This window comes from Devosia sp., assembly GCF_036406155.1.
In the GTDB taxonomy this organism is placed as follows: domain Bacteria; phylum Pseudomonadota; class Alphaproteobacteria; order Rhizobiales; family Devosiaceae; genus Devosia_A.
In genome coordinates, this window is the sequence record NZ_DASWVV010000217.1 from 1 (window position 1) to 21331 (window position 21331).

A 21331-nucleotide genomic window follows, 5' to 3' on the forward strand; every position below is an offset into this window, starting at 1 on the left:
TACATGGAGCTGATCGCCCTCGCCGGAGAAAAGCGCGACCTCATCGTCAAGCGCGCCCTCGAAGCCTCGCTCCGGCCGATCTCCTGCACCGCGGGGCGGCTGGAAGTGGCGCTGGCCGATGGCGCCGATCCCGGCATCATCCAGACGCTGTCGGCCCGGCTCAAGCAGTGGACGGGCCGCAGCTGGATGGTCAGCGTGTCGAGCGCGGCGCCCGCCGGCCCCACCATCAAGGAGCTCGAGGAGGCGCGGCAGCGGGCCGAACTCAGCGCCGCGCACGAGGATCCCCTGGTACAGGCGATCCTCGAGACCTTCCCCGGCGCCCGCGTCTCCAACGTCATCGTGCGTGAGCCCGGCGGGCCCATGCCCGAGCTGCCACCGGTCACCGCCTACGAAGAAGAGGACGACGACGAATGAAAGACATCATGGGCATGGTCAAGAAGGCCCAGGAGCTGCAGTCGAAGATGGCCGACTTCCAGGACAGCCTGGGCAGTCTCGTCGTCGAGGGCAGGTCCGGGGGCGGGCTCGTCGCCGTTTCGCTCAACGGCAAGGGCGAACTCAAGGGCGTGAAGATCGACCCCTCCCTGTTCCGCGAGGACGACGTCGAGGTGCTGGAGGACCTGCTGCTGGCCGCCCATGCCGACGCCAAGGCGCGGGTCGAGGCCGAAGCCCAGGCCAAGATGCAGGAAATGACCGCCGGCCTGCCGCTGCCACCCGGCATGAAGTTCCCGTTCTGACGGGCAGCGCCGGCCCACCGAGCCGGCTCGCGCTTCCCGTGGCCTGCGCCTGCCCCCTTCAACCGATCACCGTCCACCACTCACCATGTCCAACGGCGGCCCCGAGATCGAGCAACTGATCCAGCTCCTGGCGCGCCTGCCGGGGCTGGGGCCGCGTTCGGCCCGCCGCGCCGTGCTGCAGCTCATCAAGAAGAAGGAGCAGCTGATGATCCCGCTCTCGGCCGCGCTCGAGCGCGCCGTCGCGGCGGTCACCACCTGCGAGATCTGCGGCAATGTCGACACGCGCTCGCCCTGCCACATCTGTGCCGATCCGCGCCGCGCCGAAGCGGGCCTGCTCATCGTCGTCGAGGACGTGGCCGATCTGTGGGCGCTGGAGCGCGCCGGGGTAGGGGCGGTGAGGTACCACGTGCTCGGCGGCGTGCTGTCGCCGCTCGACGGCATCGGCCCCGACGACCTCGCCATCGATCAGCTGCTGCAGCGGGCGCCGGAGTTTTCCGAGATCGTGCTCGCCGTCAATGCCACCGTCGAAGGCCAGACCACGGCCCACTACATCACCGACCGGCTGGCCGGCTCAGGGGTGAAGGTGACCCGCCTCGCCCACGGCGTTCCGGTCGGCGGCGAACTCGACTATCTGGACGAGGGCACGCTGAGCCAGGCGCTCAAGGCGCGGACGGAGATCTGAGCCGGCTCTATTCGAGGCGGGGCGGAATATCCTCCTCCGGGATGTCCTCGGCCAGCGACGCCTCGTCCTCCTCCTCGATCGCCTCGAGCTCGTCGGAATCGGGCGCCAGCGTCTCGCGATGGTCGGCGGGGTTGTGGTCGATGGCGGCGGGGTCCATCTCCTCCCCGCCCGGCGCCTCGAGGCTGGCGATGGCCGCCTCCACCTCGCGCAGCAGCGTGTGCGGGTCCGCGGCCCCGAAATCGGCGGCCTCCCGGCTCATCAGTTCGTCACGGAACGCCCTCAGCCGCTCGAGCCGCAGCTCGGCCGGCCACGCCTCGTTGTAGAGCAGTTCCTCGATCTCGGCCTGGCTCAGCGGCTGGCCGATGCCGGGGATGTCGTCGTCCTCGCCGATCTCGGTGTCCTGGCCGACGATGTCGCCATTGCCGTTGCTGTGGATCACGGTGTTCTCCCTGCAGCGCCCGTATGGCGGTGAAACGCGCGAAACGACGGGCGGTTCACGCCGCCGACCGCCGCGGGCGCAGGGGGGCTGGTCGGTGCCGGAGATCGCGGGCCTATTCGCCGGCCAGCCGCTCGCGTGGCTCCTCGAAGTCCATGGCCTCGATCCGCTCGCCGCGGCGCGTCAGCTTCGAGGACGAGGTGAGGATGTCGCCGATGTCGTTGCTGGCCTGCTGGAAATGCGTCTGCAGTTTCCGCACGCGGTCGTCGAGTCGGCCGACATCGGCGAGCAGTTCGCGCACCTCTTTCTGGATCTTGTGGGCTTCCTCGCGCATGCGCACGTCGCGCAGCAGCGCCTGCATGACCTGCACCGACAGCATCAGGATGGAGGGGGAAACGATGACCACCCGCGCCTTGATGGCGCGCTGCACCACGTCCTCGAACTTCTCGTGCAGGTCGGCGAAGATCGATTCCGACGGCACGAACAGGAAGGCGGTGTCCTGCGTCTCGCCGGGAATGAGGTATTTTTCGGCAATGGCGCGGATATGCACGCCCATGTCGGTCTTGAAGCCGGCGATCGCCAGCTTCGCGTCGTCCGGCGTCTGTGCCGCCGCCAGCCGTTGCCAGCTTTCGAGCGGGAACTTGGCGTCGATGACCAGGGCCGGGCCGCCATTGGGCATGAACACCACGCAATCGGGGCGGCTGCGGTTGGACAATTCATGCTGGAAGGCGTAGGCGCCGGGGGCCAGCGCGTCGACGATGATGGCTTCCATGCGGCCCTGCCCGAAGGCGCCGCGCGTCTGCTTGTTGGCGAGGATCGCCTGCAGCGAGACGACGTTCTCGCTCAGCTGCGTGATGTTGGATTGTGCCCGGTCGATCACCGCCAGCCGCTCGTTGAGCCGACCCAGGCTCTCGGTGGTCTTGGCGGTGGTTTCCTGCAGCGCCTGGCCGAGGCGCTGGCCCTGGGCGTCCATGCGCTCGTTCATCATGCGGGCAAGGTCGGAGGTGCGCGAACCGAAGATTTCCGCCATCGTCTGCATCCGGCCGGTCATCTCCGAGTGCTTCTGCAGCAACTCGGCCAGCACCCGCTCCGATTCGGCGCGGCGCAGCGCGGCGGCCGCCGCTTCCTCCTGCTTCTCTGCCGCCAGGCGCCAGACCAGCGCCAGCACGACGACGAGCAGCACGGCAAAGCCGCCGGCAGCCGCGAGCAGGACCGTCTCCAGCGTCACGGGCGTGTCGCCAAGGGTGAAAATTACGCGCTCCATCGCGTCACTCTAGCCGATTCGGTTGCCGATTCGTTCGCGTTCGTGCTGTTGACCCTGTGCCCGGAAATACCATATTCAGCCCAAGCCTCCCGTAAGGACCGACTCCATGGCCAAACGCCCCATCCTCGTGCTGCCCGACGCGCGCCTGCGCGCGGTGGCCGATCCGATCGAAGAGATCGACGACACCATCAAGCAGCTGGCGCACGACATGCTTGAAACCATGTATGCCGCGCCCGGCATCGGGCTCGCCGCGACGCAGCTGGGCGAACTCCGCCGCCTCGTCGTCATGGACCTGGCCAAGGAGGACGAGGCCCCGGCGCCCATCGTCATGGTCAACCCGGAGATCCTGCGCTTTTCCGAGGAGACGGTGGTCACCGAGGAAGGGTGCCTGTCGATCCCCGAGCTCTATTACGACGTGGAGCGGCCGGCCGAGATCACCGTGCGCTATACCGATCTCGACGGCAGCGTCATCGAGCGCGACGCCGGCGAGCGCCTGGCGATCTGCATCCAGCACGAAATCGATCACCTCGATGGCGTACTCTATATCGATTATCTTTCCCGGCTGAAGCGCGACCGGGTGCTGAAGAAGTTCCAGAAGGCCGAGAAGCTCGCCAGGCGTGCGGGCTAGCCCATGCGCATCGTCTTCATGGGGACGCCGGAGTTTGCCGTCCCCACGCTCGCCGAGATCGTTGCCACCGGCCACGAGGTCGCTGCCGTCTATACCCGCGCGCCCCGTCCGGCCGGCCGCGGCCAGGCCGAGCGCAAGTCGCCGGTGCACCTCGCCGCCGAAGGCTTCGGCATCCCCGTGCTCACGCCCGCCTCGCTCAAGGGGGCCGACGAGCAGGGCGTCTTCGCCCTGCACGATGCCGACGTCGCCGTCGTCGTTGCCTATGGGCTGATCCTGCCCAAGCCGATCCTCGAGGCGCCGCGCTTCGGCTGCCTCAACCTGCATGGCTCGCTGCTGCCGCGCTGGCGCGGCGCGGCCCCGATCCAGCGCGCGGTGATGGCGGGGGATACGCGCACCGGCGTCATGGTCATGCAGATGGACGAGGGGCTCGACACCGGGCCGGTCGCCCTCGTCAACGAGATGCCGATCGGACCCGACACGACGGCGGGCGAGGTGCACGATGCCATGATGGTGATCGGCGCCGACTTGATGAGCCGGGCGCTCGCCGCGCTCGAGCGCGGCAGCCTCGACTTCACCCCCCAGGCCGAGGCCGGCGTCACCTACGCCAAAAAGATCGAGAAGGCCGAGGCCCGCATCAATTGGAGCTGGCCGGCTCCCGACGTGCATAATCTGATCCGCGGCCTCTCGCCCTTCCCGGGGGCCTGGTTCCAGCTCGATCTCAACGGCATCCCGACCCGCATCAAGGCGCTGCGCTCGACCCTGGTTCCCGGCACCGGCGAAGTGGGGACGCTGCTCGACGATCAGCTCACCATCGCCTGCGGCTCGGGGGCGGTACGGCTCACCCAGGTGCAGCGCGAGGGCAAGGGCGCGATGGACACGGCGACGTTCCTGCGCGGCGCCGGGGACTTGCCCAAGCGCGTCGAGTGATGCCGCGTTACCGGCTCACGCTCGAATATGACGGCAGCCCCTTCTGCGGCTGGCAGCGGCAGGCCGGGCAGCTTTCGGTGCAGCAGGTGCTCGAGGAGGCGATCGAACGCTTCAGCGGCGAGCGGGCGGTGACGCAGGCGGCCGGTCGTACCGACGCCGGGGTGCACGCGCTGGGACAGGTCGTCACCTTCGACCTCGCGCGCGCCTGGGATCCCTTCCGTGTCCGCGAGGCGCTCAACTACCACAGCAAGCCCCACCCGGTCTCGGTGCTCGCCTGCGAGCTGGTGGGCGAGGATTTCGAGGCCCGCTTCTCGGCCATTGCCCGCCACTACGAATATCGCATCCTCAACCGCCGGGCCCGCCCGGCCCTGGACGCGAAACGGGTCTGGCACGTCGCCGTGCCGCTCGATGCCGAGGCCATGCACGCGGCGGCGCAGCTGATCCTGGGCAAGCACGATTTCACCACCTTCCGCGCCGCCGAATGCCAGGCGAAATCGCCCGACAAGACCCTCGACGTGCTCGCCGTGGCGCGCCAGGCCGACAGCATCATCGTCACCGCCAGGGCGCGCAGCTTCCTGCACAGCCAGGTGCGCTCCATGGTCGGCTCGCTGAAGCTGGTGGGCGAGGGCAAGTGGACGCCGGCCGATTTCCGCGCCGCGCTCGATGCGCGCGACCGCGCGCGCTGCGGCCCGCTGGCCCCGCCGGACGGCCTCTATCTGACGAGGGTCGACTACTAGGCTAGGCCGGGACCGTTGCCAGATCTGGCGGCAGGCCCAGCAGCGGCCCGATCAGCTGCAGCGCGATGAAGCCGCCGAAGAGTTGGGCGAGCACCAGCCCCGCCACCTGCAGGGGGGGCAGGGTGACGATGAGGCGCGCGATGTTGACCTCGACGACGAGGGCAACGACCGCGAAAGCGGTGGTCACGAACAGCGGCGGCAGCCCGACCATGAGCAGCAGCACCCACACCACGGTCAGTAGCGCGCTGGCCCAGAAATCGGCGACCATGAACGGCACGAAGCCGTCGGTGCGCCGGATGAGGCCGAGAAACAGCCACACCATCGCCGCCTGCATGGCGGCGGCCCCCAGGCCCAGCAGCAGGCCGATGCCGGCGCCGCCGCTGCGACCGCTCAGGCCGAGCAGCACCGGCCCGTAGGAGACGACCAGCTCCACCACGAGGACGGCGATGAGACTGCCGGGGAGGCCGGCCGGGCCGAGATTGAAATAGCGCGCGGCCTTGCGGTCGCCGACCAGCAGGGCGAGCACCCCGCGACCGGCCGACAGCCCTTCCTCGATGAATGTTCTGGAGTTTGCCACTTCGCCTTCCGCCCGCCCGCGGGGATCGCGGGCATGGTGACCATGTAGAGCCGTATGGCGGTAGGGGCAAGCGTGCCGAAAGGCCCGGGTTGCCGCCCGGGCCAAGTTACCGGAACAAGTCGGCGATGAAGGCGGCATAGAGCGCCGCCAGTCCTTCGACGTCGGCGATCGCCACATGCTCGTCGACCTTGTGCATGCTCGGCCCGGGCAGGCCGCATTCCACCACCGGGCAGTACTGCGCGAGGAAGCGGGCATCGGACGTGCCGCCGGCGGTCGACAGCTCCGGGCGTGCCCCGGTGAGCCGCTCGATGGTGCGGCACAGCACCTCGACCGCGCCGCCGGGCTCGGACAGGAAGGCCCGCGTCGGGCGCCCCATGACCTCGAGTCCGATGGTACAGTCCGGCGCCTCCAGCCCGGCGAGCGCCCGGCGCAATTCGGCCTCGAGGCTCGCCGGCGTCCAGCCGTCGTTGTAGCGCACGTTGAAGCGGCCGGTGGCCTTGGCCGGGATGACATTGGCAGTGGGGTTGCCCACGTCGAGCGAGGTGAATTCGAGGTTGGTCGGGGGGAAATGCGCCGTGCCCTGGTCGAGCCGGCCCCCCAGGGCCCGGACCACGTCGGCGAGCACCGGCAGCGGATTGCGGGCCTTTTCGGGATAGGCGACGTGCCCCTGCACGCCGGTCACCGTGACGCGGCCGTTGAGCGAGCCGCGCCGGCCGATCTTGATGCTGTCGCCCAGCCGTACTGCCGAACTCGGTTCGCCGACGACGCAGAAATCGAAGCGATGCCCCGCGGCCGCCGCCCAGGCGGCCAGCTTGTCGATGCCGTTGATGGAATCGGCTTCCTCGTCATTGGTGATGGCGAGCGAGATTGTGCCCCGGTCGGCGCTGCCGTCGGCGACGGCGCGGGCCGCGGCGGCGATGAAGGCGGCCACCCCGCTTTTCATGTCGGCCGCGCCACGCCCGTACAGCTTGCCGTCGACGATCTCGGCGGCGAAGGGCGGATGCGTCCAGGCGGCTTCGTCGCCGGGGGGCACGACGTCGGTATGGCCGCAGAACAGCAGGTGCTTGCCGCCGCGCTGGCGGGTGGCGAACAGGTTGTCCACGGGGTACGAGCCGTCGCCCTCGAAGGTGAGGCGCGTGACGGCGAAGCCGAGCGGCGTCAGCGCGGCCTCCACCACGTCCATGACCCCGGCGTCGGTGGGCGTCACCGACGGGCAGCGGACAAGGTCTTGCAGGAGCGGGATGGGATCCGCCTGGACGATGGACATGGTCCCGCCCGCCTACCGGTCGCTCGCGGGACTGGACATCACCGCGGCTGGTCCCGGATTTCCTTGAGCACGTCGTAGATCGAGAACAGCACCATCCACAACTCGACGACGATCCGCCAGACCAGCGCGCTCAGCGCTCCGCCGACGAGAATGCCGAGGAACGCGACAAATCCGTTGTAGCCGGTGCCGGCCAGATGCGAACTGCCCCCCGCGAACAGGGCTCCCAGGGCGCCGATCACCGTGAACAGCGCGATGGCTGCAAGTCCGATCCAGTAGATGAGCTTGGTCAGCTTGGGAAAGATGAAGCTGTCGAAACTCAGAAAAGCACGAAACATGACTACCCCCCGAAAGATGCCGGCGCCACGATCGGGGCCGGGGAAGCAGCTGTCAATCGCCTCCGGCGCGGTTCCGGCAGGAGAGCCCCCCGCCGGCCGGTTTTGAACAGGAATCGGCGCCGCCGCGGGCGTCCCGGTCGAGTCGACCCGGGTCCTCAGTCGCGCAGCAGGTCGTTGATGCTGGTCTTGCTGCGCGTCTGCGCGTCGACGCGCTTGACGATCACCGCGCAATAGAGGCCGGGGCCGGGCTGGCCGTCGGGCAGCGGCCTGCCCGGCAGGCTTCCCGGAACGACCACGGAATAGGGCGGCACCTGTCCGACGAAGACCTCGCCCGTCGCCCGGTCGACGATCTTGGTCGAGGCGCCGATGAATACGCCCATGGAGATGACGCAGCCCTCGCCCACCACGACCCCTTCGACGATCTCCGAGCGCGCGCCGATGAAGCAGTTGTCCTCGATGATCACGGGGCCCGCCTGCAGCGGCTCCAGCACGCCGCCGATGCCGACGCCGCCGGACAGGTGGACGTTCTTGCCGATCTGTGCGCACGAGCCCACCGTCACCCAGGTGTCGACCATGGTGCCGTCGTCGACATAGGCACCCAGGTTGACGAAGCTGGGCATCAGGATGACGCCGCGGCCGACATGCGCCGAGTGCCGCACGATCGCCCCCGGCACCGAGCGGAAGCCGGCGGCGCGGAAGCGGTCCTCGCCCCAGCCGGCGAACTTGGCCGGCACCTTGTCCCACCAGCAGCTGCCGGCCGGGCCGCCCTCGATGAGCACGTTGTCGTTGAGCCGGAAGCTGAGCAGCACCGCCTTCTTCAGCCACTGGTTGACCTTCCAGGTGCCGTCGGCCTGCTTTTCGGCGACGCGGGCGGCGCCGCGGTCGAGCAGGTCGAGCGCGGCCTCGACGGCCGCGCGCACTGGCCCCTGCGTCGAAAAGCTGATATCGGCGCGTGCGTCGAATGCCTCGTCGATGCGCGTCGCCAGATCTTCGTGGGCCATCGTGTTCTCCGCTGCAGGGTCGGCGCGGGCTGCGCCCGAAGTCGGCGGACATTACCGTTGCAAGGGGGCGAGTCAACCGCGCGCCACTGATCCTTAAGGCGGGTGTGCGAGGCTTCCGACAGGATTTTGGAGTAGCCAGGATGGCCAGACGCATTCCGACCCCGCTGCGTACCTCGGTAGAGGACATCGACGCCGCCAAGCGCATTCCCGTGACGCCGCAGACGCAGTCGGCGAGTTACCGGCTCGCCTTCGTCGACGAGGAATTCATGACCTCGGAGGATCTGCGCGGCGTACGGCTGCAGCTCGAATACACCAAGGTCGAGATGCGCCTGCGCGAGCGCGGCATCAAGTCCACCGTCGTGCTGTTCGGCGGCGCCCGCATTCCGGAGCCCGGCAAGGCCGCCTGGGCGGCCAAGAACGAGACGCAGAAGCGCAATCTCGAAGCCAATTCCCGCTTCTATACCGAGGCCCGGCGCTTCGCCCAGTACGCCTCGCTGACCTCCAAGGCGCTCGACTACCGCGACTACGTGATCGTCACCGGCGGCGGGCCGGGGGTGATGGAGGCCGGCAATCGCGGCGCCCACGATATCGGGGCGCCGTCGATCGGCATGAACATCGTGCTGCCGCACGAGCAGGCGCCGAACCCCTACGTCACCCCCGAGCTGGCCTTCAACTTCCACTATTTCGCGACGCGCAAGATCCACCTGGTGCTGCGCTCGCGCGCCGTCGCCATCTTCCCCGGCGGCTTCGGCACGCTCGACGAGTTCTTCGAAACGCTCACTCTCATCCAGACCGGCCGCATGGAGCGCATTCCCCTGGTGCTGTTCGGCCGCGATTTCTGGGACCGCGCGCTCAATCTCGAGGTGCTCGAGGAGGAGGGCACCATCTCGCCCGGCGACACCACCCTGTTCACCACCGTCGACACCGCCGAGGAAGGCTGGGGCGTCATCCGCCGGTTCTACAACCTGCCCGAGGTGCGGCTGCAGGAGCCGTCCCCCGCCTGAGCCGTCGGCGCGGCCGGGCAGGGCTGCCGCTGCTCAGGGAACGGCGCGCAGGAACGCCGCAAGGTTCTCGGTGACGTGGTGCACGTGGGCGCCGCTGGCCCGCCCGAGCTCCCAGTCCTCGACCTGCGCATGGGCGAACTCCGGACCGGCCACCACCTGCACGGTCACCATCCCGGTTTCGTGCGGCACCATCAGGTTCTTCTCGAGATCGTCGAACATGGCGGCGTGCCGGGAGTCGATGCCGTTCGCCGCAAAGAAGGCCGCGTAAGCCTCGGGCAGGGGCTTTGGCCGGAAGGACATGGCGCGGATGTCGAAGATGTCCTCGAACAGCTCGTCGCCGCCGCCCAGGCGCGCGAGCACCGCCCGGGCGTGGTCGACGTCGCCATTGGTGAGGATGAACTTGCGGCCCGGCAGCGCCCGGATCGCGGCCACGAGGGCGGGGTCCGCCGGCACCGGCGAATAGTCGATGGCGTGCACCGTCTTGAGGAAGTGGTCGGGATCGACGGCGTGGCGCTGCATCAGGCCGTTGAGCGTCGTGCCGTAGTCCCGGTAATAGGCCTTCTGCAGGGCGCGCGCCTCGTCGAACGCCAGCCGGGTGACGTCCATCATGTAGCGGGTGATCAGCAGGTCGATCTGCGCGAACAGGTTGCAGGCGCGCGGATAGAGCGTGTTGTCGAGGTCGAACACCCAGTCGGAAACATGGGCCAGCGAGCGCGGTATGGGAGTGAGGTCGGTCATCGACTCAATATGCCACAGTCGCGCGGCAAATCCACCACGGCCCGCCGCCCCGCCCGCGCCGCCGCTGGCCCTCGCCGCTACGCCGCAATGAAGCCGAACAGCAGCCGGCGCACCTCCGGCTCGTCCTGCCGGTCGAGGGCGGCGGCCAGTTCGCCCAGCGCCGCCGCGACATCGCCGTCGGCGTGCTCGCCGACCAGCGAGCGCAGGATCTTGGGCTGGCGCGTGCGTTCGGCCTGGCTGTAGTCGTAGAACAGCTCCTCGTGCAGTTTCTCGCCCGGGCGCGCGCCGATGATGGCGATCTCGATGTCGCCCTGCGGGTTGGCGGGTGAACGCACCGAGAAACCCGCCAGCCGGATCATGTTCTCCGCCAGATCGGCAATGCGCACCGGCTCGCCCATCTCGAGCAGGAAGGTGCCGCCGCCCTGCGACAGCGCCCCCGCCTGCACGATCAGTTCGGCCGCCTCGTGGATCGACATGAAATACCGCGTCATGCGCCGGTCGGTCAGCGTCACCGGGCCGCCCGCCGCGATCTGCTCGCGGAACAGCGGCACCACGGAGCCGTTGGAGCCCAGCACGTTGCCGAAGCGCACCGCGCAGAAGCGCTGCCCGCGGCCTGCCTGCTGCGCCAGGTCGTTGTAGTGGCGCACGATCAGCTCGGCCCAGCGCTTGGTCGCGCCCATGACGTTGCTGGGGCGCACCGCCTTGTCGGTCGAGATCAGGACGAAGTTCTCGACGCCGCCCTCGAAGGCGGCACGAGCGATGCAGTCGGTGCCCAGCACGTTGTTGCGCACGCCCTCGAGGGCATTGGCCTCGACCAGCGGCACATGCTTGTGCGCCGCCGCGTGGAACACGACCTGCGGCCGGTGCGCCGCGACGACTCGCCGCACCAGCCTGTCGTCGGTCACCGAACCGAGCACCGGGACGATCTCGATGTGCGCGTCCTTGGCCAGCGCCCGCTCGATCTGGTAGAGCGCGAACTCGTTGGCCTCGAGCAGCACCAGCTTGGCGGGCGCCCACTTGACGATGATCCGGCACAGCTCCGAGCCGATCGAGCCGCCCGCCCCGGTCACCAGGATGACCCGCCCCTCCAGCATCTGCCGCAGCAGTTCGGGATCGGCCGGCACCGAGGAGCGCCCGAGCAGGTCGTCGATGTCGATCTCCCGCAACCGGTTGACGACGTACTTGCCGGCGGCGATCTCGCTGATCGAGGGCAGCGCCCTGAGCTTGATCGGCAGGTCCTTGAGGCCGGTGAGGATGGCCTGCCGGCGCGTCGCGTCGAGCGAGGGCAGGGAGACGATGACCTCGCGCACGCCCAGGTCCTCGATCAGGCCGGCCAGGTGCTCGGGCGGGTGCACGCGGATGCCGAGCACGTCGCGGCCGTGCAGGCTGGCGTCGTCGTCGATGAAGGCGGCGACGGTGCCGCCGCCGTGCGCCCTTAGCGCCGCCGCCAGTTGCCGGCCGGCGTCGCCCGCCCCGTAGATCGCCACCTGCGTGGTGCCGGCGTCGCCGCTGGGCTGCCACAGCAGCGCCTTGGCGGCGAAGCGCGAGCCGCCGATGACGATGGTGCCGAGCAGGAAGTAGAAGATGGGCACGGTGCGCGGCAGCACGCCGAAGCGGGTGGCTTCGGCGAGGAACAGCACGAACACCCAGGCCAGCGTCGCCAGCGTCATGGCCTTGAGGATGGTCCAGATCGCGCGCTCGGGCAGGTAGCGGATGACGGCGCGGTACAGGCCCAGGCGCAGGAAGATCGGCAGCGCCACGGCCGGCGCCAGCGCCATCAGCACGAGCTGCGCCAGGTTCGGCGCAAAGCTCGGACCGAGCCGGAGCTGGTAGCTCAGCCACAGCACGCCGGTGAGCGCCAGGGCGTCGAAGACGACGAGGATGACGCTCTTCCACAGGCGCGGCAGACCGTTCAACAGCTCACGGATGGGTGCGAACATGCTCAAAGAATTCTACGATCCCGGCCGGAGGCCCCAGACCATCGGTGCCGCAGCTGCCGCTATTCCAAATCCTATTGTGCCGCAAAGCGCAAGCGCGGCGCGCGCCGCCGCCGCACCGGCCGTTCCTGCGGGCTTTCCAATGCCAGGCGGGTGTGGCATCAACACCGCAACCGGCAGGAGCCGGGTCCATAGTCCAAGGGGCCGCCATGACAGTTCGATTGCACCGGGGCGATCTGCCCGACCTGGCGCGCTATGGCCGCGAGGTGGCCATCGACACCGAGACCATGGGGCTCGACCCGCGCCGCGATCGGCTGTGCGTGGTGCAGCTTTCTCCGGGCGACGGCAGCGCCGACGTGGTGCAGATCCCGGCCGACCTGACGCGGGCGCCGAACCTCGAGGCGCTGCTGGCCGACCCGGCGGTGACCAAGATCTTCCACTACGCCCGCTTCGACATGGCCGTGCTCAAGCACCGTTTCGGCATCGTCACCGGCCCGGTCTTCTGCACCAAGATCGCCTCGCGGCTGGTGCGCACCTATACCGACCGGCACGGGCTCAAGGACATCGTGCGCGAGCTGCTCAACATCGACCTGTCCAAGCAGCAGCAGAGTTCGGACTGGGGGGCCGAGAAGATCTCCGATGCCCAGCTCGACTACGCCGCCGCCGACGTGCTGTACCTGCACGATCTCAAGCGCCATCTCGACCGCATGCTGCGCCGCGAAGGCCGCGCCGAGCTCGCCGAGACCTGCTTCAAGTTCCTTCCCACCCGCATCGAACTCGACCTGATGGGGTGGGACGAGGTCGACATTTTCGCCCACAGCTGAAGGAAACCGACATTTTCGCCCAGACCGGCACGGCAGTTGAGCGCGATCGCATTTTCGCGGCGCTCCGGAGGCGCAACCGGGTCGTCGCCGTGCTGCGCATTGCCGTGCCCGCCTTCGGGGCGGTGCTTTTCGGCGGGCTGGTGCTGCAGCTCTTCCTCGTCAATCTGGGCGACCGGTTCGGCTTCTCCGGCATTGCCGTCGACCGCGGCCAGCTGGTGGTCGACACGCCGTCCTATGCCAGCGTCGGCGCCGATGGCAGTTCGTACCGCGTCGAGGCGGCTTCGGCCCGCTCGGCGCTGGGCCGCACCAATGTCATCGAGCTGAGCGGGGCGGTGCTGACCGTCACCCGGCCGGACGGCGTGGTGCTCAGCGCCCGGGCGGAGGCGGCCGAGCTCGAGACGGGCGGGCAGACGGTGACCGTCGCCGGCGTCACCCGCCTCGCCGATTCCGCGGGCATGCACGGCGCGGTGGCGGGGTTGCGCGCCGATTTCGCCGCCGAGGCCGTGACCGGCAGCGGCCCCGTCGACATCACCTTCCCGCAGGGCGCCCGGCTTACCGCGGAGGCGATGTCCTACGACGCCGCCAGCGCCACCTGGCGCTTCGCACGGGCGACGCTGATGCTGGCGGACACGCCCGGCGCGGGAGCGGAGCCATGAGGCGGGCGCTCGGGCTGCTCCTTGCCGCCCTCACGCTGCTGCTGCCCGGGGCTACGCTGGCGGCGAGCCCGGTCAAGGTCACGGCCGACAGCTTCGAAGTGCACGAGGCCGACAGCCAGGCGGTGTTTGCGGGCAATGTCGTCGTGACGCGCGCCGGCCTCACCGTATGGGCCGACAAGGTCGTCGTCGACTACGGCGCCGGCGGGCCCGAGAACGTCCGCAGCTTCGTCGCCACCGGCCACGTGCGGCTGAAGACCGAGGACCAGCAGGCCACCGGCGAGCGCGCCGTGTTCGATCCGGGCACCCAGATCCTGAGGCTCGTGGGCAACGTCACGGTGGTCAACGCGTCGGGCACCGTCAACGGCCCCGAACTCACCATCAACCTCGTCGACAACACGACGGTGTTCTCCGGCGGCAAGGGGGGCCGGGTCACCGGCGTCTTCACGACGCAATGAGGCAGCAGCAGGCAGAAGGGCGGGTCGACCAGACCGGCTGGCTGGTGGCGTCGGGACTGGCCAAGAGCTTCGGGCGCACCGCCGTCGTCCACGACGTTTCCATCGCCGTGCGGCGCGGCGAGGCGGTCGGGCTGCTCGGCCCTAACGGCGCCGGCAAGACGACGGTGTTCACCATCATCATGGGGCTGGTCAGGCCCGACCGCGGCGAAGTCCTGCTCGACGGCCGCCCGATCACCGACCTGCCGCTGTTTCAGCGCGGCCTGCTCGGCATCGGCTACCTGCCGCAGGAACCCTCGATCTTCCGCGGCCTCAACGTGCGCGACAACATCCTCGCCGTGCTCGAGGGGCACGTGCCGGCCGGCCCCCGGCGCCAGGCGCGGCTGCGGGAACTGCTCGACGAGTTCGGCATCGCCCATCTCGAGCGTGCCGACGCGCTCGGGCTCTCCGGCGGCGAGCGACGGCGTGTCGAGATCGCCCGCGCCATGGCCGCCGACCCGGCGTTCATGCTGCTCGACGAGCCCTTCGCCGGCGTCGACCCGATTGCCGTGGCCGAGGTCAAGGCCCTGGTGCGCCAGCTCACCGGGCGGGGCATCGGGGTGCTCATCACCGACCATGCCGTCCGCGAGACGCTGTCGCTGGTCGACCGTGCCTATCTCATCCACGACGGCCGGGTGATGATCCAGGGCAGGCCCGAAACCATCACCGCCGACCCCGAGGCGCGGCGCGTCTATCTCGGCGAGTCCTTCTCCGTTTAGCCGGGCGCAGCGCGCCTGCCCGATGCGGCCGCTGGCCGTTGGCACAAAACTTGCTTTTGCCCAAGGCATGCGGCATGGTCCGACGCGAACATTCGCGGGGGAAATCATCGATGGGCCTCACGCCGCGGCTCGAATTCCGGCAGTCGCAGAGCCTGACGCTGACGCCACAGCTGATGCAGTCGATCCGGCTGCTGCAACTGAGCCATCTCGAGCTCAACGCCTTCGTCGACGCTGAACTGCTGCGCAATCCGCTGCTGGAGCGCGAGGACGGCGGCGACGGCGATGCCGCGCCCGAGCCGCCCGAGCCGCCGGCGGAGCTCAGCGCCTACGAGGACACCGTCGATCACGCCGAGCGCATCAAGTCGGCGGACACCATCGCCAGCGGCTACGATACCGAGGTCGAGAACGTCTTTCCCGACCAGGTCGCCCCCGGCCGCGCCGCCGAGCAGGGACCGTGGGCCGAGCGCGGCGGCCATGACGGCGGCGAGGCGCCCGACATCGACCAGTTCGTTGCCGCCCGGCCGACGCTGGCCGAGCACCTCGTCGGTCAGATCGGCCTGCTGCTCGCCGATCCCGGCGACCGGCTGATTGCGCGCTTCCTCACCGACGGCCTCGACGAGGCCGGCTACCTCACGGTCGGGCTGGACGCCGTGGCCGAGCAGCTAGGCGCTCCCCTGGCCAGCGTCGAGCGGGTGCTGCGCCTCGTCCAGGGCTGCGATCCGGCGGGTGTCTTCGCCCGCGACGTGCGCGAGTGCCTCGCCCTCCAGCTCAGGGAAAAGGACCGGCTCGACCCGCTGATGCAGAAGCTGCTCGACCATCTCGAGCTGCTTGCGGTCCACGACATGGCCGGGCTCGCCCGCGCCGTCGGCGCCGACCGCGAGGACCTCGTCGACATGCTGGCCGAACTCCGCCAGCTCGACCCCAAGCCGGGGCGCGCCTTTGCGACCGGCGCCATCGAGGCGGTGGTGCCCGACGTGTTCGTGCGCCCGGCCAATGGCGGCGGCTGGGCCATCGAGCTCAATTCCGAGGTGCTGCCGCGCGTCCTTGTCGACCGCACCTACTACGCCACCGTCGCCGGCAAGACCCGCGACGCGGCGGAGAAGGCGTTCCTCACCGATTGTCTCGCCACCGCCAACTGGCTGGCCAAGAGCCTCGACCAGCGGGCCCAGACCATCCTCAAGGTCACGGCCGAGATCGTGCAGCAGCAGGACGGCTTCCTGCGCCACGGCGTCACGCATCTGCGCCCCATGACGCTGCGCATGGTGGCCGACGCCATCCAGATGCACGAATCGACGGTCAGCCGCGTGACCTCCAACAAGTATGTCTCGACCCCGCGCGGCCTGTTCGAGCTGAAGTACTTCTTCACCACGGCGCTCGCGTCTGCCACCGGCGAGGCCGACCACTCGGCCGAGGCGGTCCGCCACCGCATCCGCCAACTGATCGAGGCCGAGCAGCCCGACGCCATCCTCTCCGACGACACGCTAGCGGCGGTGCTGCACAAGGAACAGGGGATCGAGGTCGCCCGCCGCACCGTCGCCAAGTATCGCGAGGGCATGAACATTCCCTCCTCGGTGATCCGCCGCCGCCAGAAGCGGGCAACCATCCTCGCCGGCAGCTAGCGCCGAACCCGGCCCGGAACCTGCTGCACCATCAGGCACTTGCGGTATTCCGGCCACACTTTACCCCTCCGGGCCGCCGGCATAGGATCGCCGCAAGTCACCATCGGGCCGGAGAGATGGGCGTGCGGCTTCTGTTGCGATCTGTCCTGGGGCTGGGTGCCGGCCTGTTCCTTGCGCTCGCCGCCGGTGCCGCCACCCCGGCCGAACGCAGCGTGACGCTGCTGCCGGGGATCGACCTGCCCGGCCACGATTACGCCGTCAGCAAGGACACGACGCTCGACGCCTGCCGGGCGGCCTGCGAGGCCGACCGCGCCTGCCGTGCCTTCACCTTCAACCAGCAGGCGGCCTGGTGCTTCCTCAAGGGGGACGCCGGCCCGGAAACCCCGTTCGCCGGCGCCACCTCCGGGCGCATCGCGACGGAGCCGACCGCGGCGGCGCTCGCCGCCGCGCGCGAGGCCGAACTGGCCTTCCCCGCGGCCGACCTCGTCTACTACGCCCGCGCCTTCGCCGACGAATTGCCGCGCACCGACCCGCCGCCGCCCCGGATCACCTATGCCGACCTCGTCGCCGCCGGCGACGCCGCCATGGCCGGTGCCAATCCCGCCGCCGCCACGGTCTCCTACCGCCAGGCGCTGGCCATCGTCGCCAACGACCCCGCCATCTGGCTGAAGCTCGCCGGCGCGACGCTGGCGCGCGCCGATGCCGAACGCGCGGCCGGCAACAACGCCTACGAACTGGGTTCGGTCGCCACCTATGCGGCGCTCAACGCCTTCCTGCGCGCCGAGGCGACGGCCGAGCGCGCGGCCGCGCTGGCGGCGCTGGCGCACGGGCTCGAGCAGCGCGAGATGTGGCGCGAGGCGATCGCCACCTACCGGCAGAGCGTGGCGCTCGTCGATGACGCCGGGGTCCAGGGCCGGCTCGACCGGGCGGTCGCCGAGCACGGCTTCCGCGTCACCTCGCACCAGGTCGACGCCGAGGCGGCGACCCCGCGCATCTGCGCCGTGTTCTCCGAGCCGCTGCCGCCGGCCAGCACCGACCTTTCCGCCTACGTCGTGGTCCAGGGCGCTCCGCCGGTCGCCGTCGAGACCGAGGCCAGCCAGATCTGCGTGGAGGGCGTCGAGCACGGCCGCCGCTACGCCATCCGCCTGCGCGCCGGGCTGCCCTCCGCCGCCGGCGAGAGCCTGCTCGACGACGTCGATCTCGACGTCTACGTCCCCGACCGCGCTCCCTTCGTCGGCTTTGCCAACACCGCCTACGTCATGCCCGCCACGCTCGGGGGTGGCCTGCCCATCACGGCGGTGAACGCCGCCATCGCCGACGTCGCCATCTACCGCATCGGCGACCGCTCCATCGCCACCGCGGTCCGCAACGGCGTGTTCCGGCGCACCCTGGACGGCTATTCGGCGGCGGACATCGCCGACCAGTCGGGCGAAAAGCTCTGGGAGGGCCAGGTCGAACTCGCGCACGGCGCGCCCAATGCCATGACGACCACCGCCATCCCCGTGCGCGAGGTGCTGGGCGACATCCAGCCCGGTGCCTATGTGGTGACCGCCAAGGTCGCCGGCACGCAGCAGGACTACTGGCGCGAAATGGCGACGCAGTGGTTCATCGTCACCGATCTCGGCCTCACCGCCGTCTCTGGCGCCGACGGCGTGCACGCCTTCGTGCGCTCGCTGAGCAGCGCCCGCCCGGTCGCCGGGGCGCGCCTGCGGCTGGTCGCCGTCAACAACGAGATCCTGGGGGAGGGGGTGACCGATGCCGGCGGCCGGCTCGGCTTTGCCCCCGGCCTCGCCCGCGGCACCGGCGGCCGCGCCCCGCAATTGCTGGTGGCAGAGACCGACGCCGGCGACTACGCCTTCCTCGATCTGTCGCGGCCCGCCTTCGATTTGACCGACCGCGGCGTCGAGGGTCGGCCCGCGCCCGGCGCGCTCGATCTGTTCGCCACCACCGAGCGCGGCGTCTACCGGCCCGGCGAAACGGTGTTCCTCACCGCGCTGCTGCGCGACAGCCACGCCACCGCCGTCACCGACCTGCCGCTGACCATGGAGGTGGAACGGCCCGACGGCGTCGTCGCGACGCGCGAGGTGCTGCAGGACGCCGGCGCCGGCGGCTACTTCGCCGTCGTGCCGGTGCTCGCCGAGTCGCTGCGCGGCGCCTGGCGCATCCGGCTGCACGCCGATCCCGAGGCCGATCCGCTGGCCAGCGTCACCTTCCTGGTCGAGGATTTCGAGCCCGAGCGGCTGGCCTTCGAGGTCACGGCGCCCGCCGGCGCCGTGGCCGTCGGCAGCACCACCCCGGTCAGCGTCGCCGCCAGCTATCTCTACGGCGCCACCGCCCCCGGCCTCGCCATCGAGGCCGAAGTGGTGCTGCGGCCGGTGACGACGCTCGCCGGCTATCCCCGCTACGTCTTCGGCCGCGCCGACGATCCCGTCCAGGCCTCGCGCGAGCCGCGCGGCGTTGTCGGCGTCACCGACGAGGCTGGCCGCGCCACGGCCGAGGTGGCCGTCCCCGAGCCGCCGCCGACGACGCGCCCGCTCGAGGCGCAGTTCGTGCTGCGCCTGCTCGACAGCAACGGCCGCGCCGTCGAGCGCAGCCTCACCCGGGCCGTGCGGGCCGAAAGCGACCGCATCGGCATCCGGCCGCGCTTCAGCGAGGCGGACGGCCTGGCCCAGGGCGGCGAGGCGGCGTTCGACGTCGTCGCCGTCGCCCCCGACGGCGAGAGCGTGGCGCGGCCCGGGCTGCTGTGGCGGCTGTCGCGCGTCGAGACCGACTACCAATGGTACCGCGACGGCGGCGTGTGGCGCTGGGAGGCCATCACCAGCAATCGCGAAGTCGCCAACGGCCGCGTCGATGCCCTCGCCGGTGCGCCGGTCACCGTCGCCGCCGCCGTGGACTGGGGCCGCTACCTGCTCGAAGTCGAGAGCACCGGCCCGGGCGCCACCTCGTCGAGCTACGCCTTCTACGCCGGCTCCTACTACCCCGAGGCGGGCTCGGACACGCCCGATACGCTGCAGGTCGCCCTCGACAAGGAGTCCTACCGTCCCGGCGAGACCGCGACGCTGCGCCTCGATCCGCAATTCGCCGGCACGGCGCTGGTCATGGTGCTCGACGACGGCATCATCGACATGGTCGCGGTCGAGGTCCCGGCGTCGGGCGCCTCGGTGCCGCTCGCCGTCACCGCGGACTGGGGGCCGGGGGCCTATGTCACCGCCGTGCTCTACCGGCCGGCCAGCGCCGAGGAGAAGCGCATGCCGGCGCGGGCGCTCGGGCTCGCCTTCGCCGATGTGGAGCCGGGCGATCGCCGGCTTGCGGTGGGCCTCGAGGCGCCAAAGGAAGCGCTGCCGCGCGAGGCCTTCGCCGCCACGGTCAGGCTGGGCAACCTCGCCGCCGGGGAACAGGCCTATGTCGCGGTCGCCGCCGTCGACCTCGGCATCCTCAACCTCACCGGCTTTCAGGCGCCCGATCCCGACGGCTGGTTCTTCGGCCAGCGGCGGCTGGGGGTCGAGTTGCGTGACCTCTACGGCCAGTTGATCGATCCGCTGCAGGGCATGCCGGGCGCCATCCGCTCGGGCGGCGACGGCGGCGGCGTGCGGCTCGGCGCGCCGCCGGCGACCACCGAACTCGTGGCCCTGCATTCGGGCATCGTGACGGTGGGGCCGGACGGGACCGCCACCGTCAACTTCGACATGCCGGATTTCAACGGCACCGTGCGTGTCATGGCCATGGCCTGGACGGCGTCGGCGGTAGGCCACGCCACGGCCGAAATCGTGGTCCGCGATCCGGTGGTGGTGAACCTGAGTTCGCCGCGCTTCCTGCGCCTGGGCGACAGTTCCCGGCTGCTCGTCGAGATCGACAATGTCGCAGGCGCGGCGGGAGCCTATCGCGTCGCGCTGGCGACCGGGGCGGGGCTATCGACCACCGCCGGCGAGACCACGGTGGAGCTTGCCGCGGGCGAACGCACGTCCCTCGTGCTGCCGCTCGCCGCGACCGCGCTGGGCGACAACGAGCTGACCCTCACCGTCACCGCGCCCGACGGCAGCCGGCTGGTGAAGGAACTGACGCTCGGCGTGCGCGCCGCGGCGGGCGTGCAGACCAAGAGCACGCTGCTGCCGCTCGGCGCGGGCGAGGCGGTGACCATCGACGCCGGCTATTTCGCCGGCATGCTGTCGCATTCCGGCACGCTGACGCTGGCCGTCGGCCCGCTGGCGCGGCTCGACGTGCCCGGCCTGTTGCTGGCGCTCGACCGCTACCCCTATGGCTGCGCCGAGCAGGTGGCGAGCCGCGTCTTCCCGCTGCTCTATCTCAACGACGTCGCCGAAATGCTCGGCATGGGCACGGACGCGGCCCTCGACCAGCGCATCGCCGACGCCGTGACCAGCCTCCTCGCCAAGCAGAATTCGGCCGGCGGCTTCGGCCTGTGGGGGCCCTATGGCGGCGGCGAACTGTGGCTCGACGCCTACGTCACCGACGTGCTGTTGCGCGCCCGCGCCGAAGGCCACGCGGTTCCCGAGCAGGCCCTGGGCATGGCCCTCGACAACCTCGCCAACCAGGTCGCCTACGCCGCCGACTTCTCCAATGGCGGCGAGGACGTGGCCTATGCGCTCTACGACCTGGCGCGGGCCGGCCGGGCCGCCATCGGCGACCTGCGCTACTACGCCGAGGCGCGGCTCGACGCCTTCGGCACGCCGCTGGCCAAGGCGCAACTGGGGGCGGCCCTGGCGCTCTACGGCGACCGCACGCGGGCGGCGGCCGCCT

General features: G+C 70.4%; 20 protein-coding genes and 1 pseudogene. 13 read left to right on the forward strand and 8 right to left on the reverse strand.

Annotation, left to right across the window (positions count from 1 at the left end; translation table 11 throughout):
* The 3 genes and pseudogenes from VGD93_RS15210 to recR all read left to right on the forward strand — a co-directional run.
* Positions 1–414, forward strand: a pseudogene (locus VGD93_RS15210) (DNA polymerase III subunit gamma/tau); the annotation flags it as partial.
* The gene (locus VGD93_RS15215; protein ID WP_395013012.1) at positions 411–734 is read left to right on the forward strand and encodes a YbaB/EbfC family nucleoid-associated protein; all 324 of its coding nucleotides are present in this window, start codon (positions 411–413) and stop codon (positions 732–734) included. The pseudogene VGD93_RS15210 and the gene VGD93_RS15215, both read left to right, overlap by 4 nt.
* An 85-nt stretch (positions 735–819) precedes the next feature.
* Positions 820–1416 carry a recombination mediator RecR gene (recR, locus tag VGD93_RS15220; RefSeq protein WP_395013013.1) on the forward strand — a complete coding sequence of 199 codons (597 nt, stop codon included), beginning with the start codon at positions 820–822 and terminating at the stop codon, positions 1414–1416.
* Positions 1417–1423: 7 nt separating this feature from the next.
* Here the strand turns inward: recR and VGD93_RS15225 are convergent, their stop codons facing one another.
* Both VGD93_RS15225 and VGD93_RS15230 read right to left on the reverse strand, forming a co-directional pair.
* Positions 1424–1855: a hypothetical protein gene (locus VGD93_RS15225; protein ID WP_395013014.1), complete on the reverse strand. Its 432-nt coding sequence runs from the start codon at positions 1853–1855 to the stop codon at positions 1424–1426.
* Positions 1856–1967: 112 nt separating this feature from the next.
* Positions 1968–3116 carry a DNA recombination protein RmuC gene (locus VGD93_RS15230; protein WP_395013015.1) on the reverse strand — a complete coding sequence of 383 codons (1149 nt, stop codon included), beginning with the start codon at positions 3114–3116 and terminating at the stop codon, positions 1968–1970.
* 106 nt (positions 3117–3222) lie between these two features.
* On the opposite strand from VGD93_RS15230, the gene def reads away from it, so the two are divergent.
* From def to truA, 3 genes are read left to right on the forward strand one after another with little or no spacing between them, the layout of a single operon-like run.
* On the forward strand, positions 3223–3744 hold the full coding sequence (gene def / locus VGD93_RS15235; RefSeq protein WP_395013016.1) for a peptide deformylase: 522 nt from the start codon (positions 3223–3225) through the stop codon (positions 3742–3744).
* Positions 3745–3747: 3 nt separating this feature from the next.
* On the forward strand, positions 3748–4671 hold the full coding sequence (gene fmt, locus VGD93_RS15240; RefSeq protein WP_395013017.1) for a methionyl-tRNA formyltransferase: 924 nt from the start codon (positions 3748–3750) through the stop codon (positions 4669–4671).
* A complete protein-coding gene (gene truA, locus VGD93_RS15245; RefSeq protein WP_395013018.1) occupies positions 4671–5408 on the forward strand; it encodes a tRNA pseudouridine(38-40) synthase TruA in 738 nt (245 codons plus the stop codon). Before fmt ends, truA begins: the two co-directional genes overlap by 1 nt.
* 1 nt (position 5409) lies before the next feature.
* Here the strand turns inward: truA and VGD93_RS15250 are convergent, their stop codons facing one another.
* The 4 genes from VGD93_RS15250 to dapD all read right to left on the reverse strand — a co-directional run bounded on the left by VGD93_RS15250 (position 5410) and on the right by dapD (position 8588).
* On the reverse strand, positions 5410–5985 hold the full coding sequence (locus tag VGD93_RS15250) for a hypothetical protein (RefSeq protein WP_395013019.1): 576 nt from the start codon (positions 5983–5985) through the stop codon (positions 5410–5412).
* A 106-nt stretch (positions 5986–6091) separates the two neighbouring features.
* A complete protein-coding gene (dapE, locus tag VGD93_RS15255) occupies positions 6092–7246 on the reverse strand; it encodes a succinyl-diaminopimelate desuccinylase (RefSeq protein ID WP_395013031.1) in 1155 nt (384 codons plus the stop codon).
* Between the two features lie 44 nt (positions 7247–7290).
* Positions 7291–7587 carry a DUF4282 domain-containing protein gene (locus VGD93_RS15260; protein ID WP_395013020.1) on the reverse strand — a complete coding sequence of 99 codons (297 nt, stop codon included), beginning with the start codon at positions 7585–7587 and terminating at the stop codon, positions 7291–7293.
* Positions 7588–7742: 155 nt separating this feature from the next.
* Positions 7743–8588 carry a 2,3,4,5-tetrahydropyridine-2,6-dicarboxylate N-succinyltransferase gene (gene dapD, locus VGD93_RS15265; protein WP_395013021.1) on the reverse strand — a complete coding sequence of 282 codons (846 nt, stop codon included), beginning with the start codon at positions 8586–8588 and terminating at the stop codon, positions 7743–7745.
* Positions 8589–8728: 140 nt separating this feature from the next.
* On the opposite strand from dapD, the gene VGD93_RS15270 reads away from it, so the two are divergent.
* The gene (locus tag VGD93_RS15270) at positions 8729–9592 is read left to right on the forward strand and encodes an LOG family protein (RefSeq protein WP_395013022.1); all 864 of its coding nucleotides are present in this window, start codon (positions 8729–8731) and stop codon (positions 9590–9592) included.
* Positions 9593–9625: 33 nt separating this feature from the next.
* On the opposite strand, the gene VGD93_RS15275 is transcribed toward VGD93_RS15270, so the two are convergent.
* Together VGD93_RS15275 and VGD93_RS15280 are read right to left on the reverse strand one after the other, a co-directional pair.
* Positions 9626–10330, reverse strand: a complete 705-nt coding sequence (locus VGD93_RS15275) for a pyrimidine 5'-nucleotidase (protein ID WP_395013023.1) — start codon at positions 10328–10330, stop codon at positions 9626–9628.
* 77 nt (positions 10331–10407) lie between these two features.
* Positions 10408–12270 (reverse strand): polysaccharide biosynthesis protein, encoded by a 1863-nt coding sequence (locus VGD93_RS15280; protein WP_395013024.1) that lies wholly within the window; start codon positions 12268–12270, stop codon positions 10408–10410.
* A gap of 206 nt (positions 12271–12476) precedes the next feature.
* Here VGD93_RS15280 and VGD93_RS15285 point away from each other — a divergent pair, with 206 nt between their 5' ends.
* The 6 genes from VGD93_RS15285 to VGD93_RS15310 all read left to right on the forward strand — a co-directional run.
* On the forward strand, positions 12477–13091 hold the full coding sequence (locus tag VGD93_RS15285; RefSeq protein WP_395013025.1) for a ribonuclease D: 615 nt from the start codon (positions 12477–12479) through the stop codon (positions 13089–13091).
* Positions 13092–13180: 89 nt separating this feature from the next.
* Positions 13181–13747 carry a hypothetical protein gene (locus tag VGD93_RS15290; protein ID WP_395013026.1) on the forward strand — a complete coding sequence of 189 codons (567 nt, stop codon included), beginning with the start codon at positions 13181–13183 and terminating at the stop codon, positions 13745–13747.
* Positions 13744–14202 carry a lipopolysaccharide transport periplasmic protein LptA gene (gene lptA / locus VGD93_RS15295; protein WP_395013027.1) on the forward strand — a complete coding sequence of 153 codons (459 nt, stop codon included), beginning with the start codon at positions 13744–13746 and terminating at the stop codon, positions 14200–14202. Before VGD93_RS15290 ends, lptA begins: the two co-directional genes overlap by 4 nt.
* On the forward strand, positions 14199–14957 hold the full coding sequence (gene lptB, locus VGD93_RS15300) for an LPS export ABC transporter ATP-binding protein (RefSeq protein ID WP_395013028.1): 759 nt from the start codon (positions 14199–14201) through the stop codon (positions 14955–14957). The genes lptA and lptB overlap by 4 nt, the downstream gene beginning before the upstream one ends.
* Before the next feature lie 110 nt (positions 14958–15067).
* On the forward strand, positions 15068–16576 hold the full coding sequence (gene rpoN, locus VGD93_RS15305) for an RNA polymerase factor sigma-54 (RefSeq protein WP_395013029.1): 1509 nt from the start codon (positions 15068–15070) through the stop codon (positions 16574–16576).
* Between the two features lie 122 nt (positions 16577–16698).
* A partial coding sequence (locus VGD93_RS15310; protein ID WP_395013030.1) for an alpha-2-macroglobulin family protein occupies positions 16699–21331 on the forward strand: 4633 nt, incomplete at its 3' end.

What these genes read in the sequence shown, in the direction of transcription:
- recR (WP_395013013.1), top strand. Translation starts at nt 820, where the DNA reads ATGTCCAACGGCGGCCCCGAGATCGAGCAACTGATCCAGCTCCTGGCG.
- truA (WP_395013018.1), top strand. Translation starts at nt 4,671, where the DNA reads ATGCCGCGTTACCGGCTCACGCTCGAATATGACGGCAGCCCCTTCTGC.
- VGD93_RS15230 (WP_395013015.1), bottom strand. Translation starts at nt 3,116, where the DNA reads ATGGAGCGCGTAATTTTCACCCTTGGCGACACGCCCGTGACGCTGGAG.
- fmt (WP_395013017.1), top strand. Translation starts at nt 3,748, where the DNA reads ATGCGCATCGTCTTCATGGGGACGCCGGAGTTTGCCGTCCCCACGCTC.
- VGD93_RS15270 (WP_395013022.1), top strand. Translation starts at nt 8,729, where the DNA reads ATGGCCAGACGCATTCCGACCCCGCTGCGTACCTCGGTAGAGGACATC.
- VGD93_RS15260 (WP_395013020.1), bottom strand. Translation starts at nt 7,587, where the DNA reads ATGTTTCGTGCTTTTCTGAGTTTCGACAGCTTCATCTTTCCCAAGCTG.
- lptB (WP_395013028.1), top strand. Translation starts at nt 14,199, where the DNA reads ATGAGGCAGCAGCAGGCAGAAGGGCGGGTCGACCAGACCGGCTGGCTG.
- VGD93_RS15215 (WP_395013012.1), top strand. Translation starts at nt 411, where the DNA reads ATGAAAGACATCATGGGCATGGTCAAGAAGGCCCAGGAGCTGCAGTCG.
- dapD (WP_395013021.1), bottom strand. Translation starts at nt 8,588, where the DNA reads ATGGCCCACGAAGATCTGGCGACGCGCATCGACGAGGCATTCGACGCA.
- VGD93_RS15285 (WP_395013025.1), top strand. Translation starts at nt 12,477, where the DNA reads ATGACAGTTCGATTGCACCGGGGCGATCTGCCCGACCTGGCGCGCTAT.
- def (WP_395013016.1), top strand. Translation starts at nt 3,223, where the DNA reads ATGGCCAAACGCCCCATCCTCGTGCTGCCCGACGCGCGCCTGCGCGCG.
- VGD93_RS15275 (WP_395013023.1), bottom strand. Translation starts at nt 10,330, where the DNA reads ATGACCGACCTCACTCCCATACCGCGCTCGCTGGCCCATGTTTCCGAC.
- lptA (WP_395013027.1), top strand. Translation starts at nt 13,744, where the DNA reads ATGAGGCGGGCGCTCGGGCTGCTCCTTGCCGCCCTCACGCTGCTGCTG.
- rpoN (WP_395013029.1), top strand. Translation starts at nt 15,068, where the DNA reads ATGGGCCTCACGCCGCGGCTCGAATTCCGGCAGTCGCAGAGCCTGACG.
- VGD93_RS15280 (WP_395013024.1), bottom strand. Translation starts at nt 12,270, where the DNA reads ATGTTCGCACCCATCCGTGAGCTGTTGAACGGTCTGCCGCGCCTGTGG.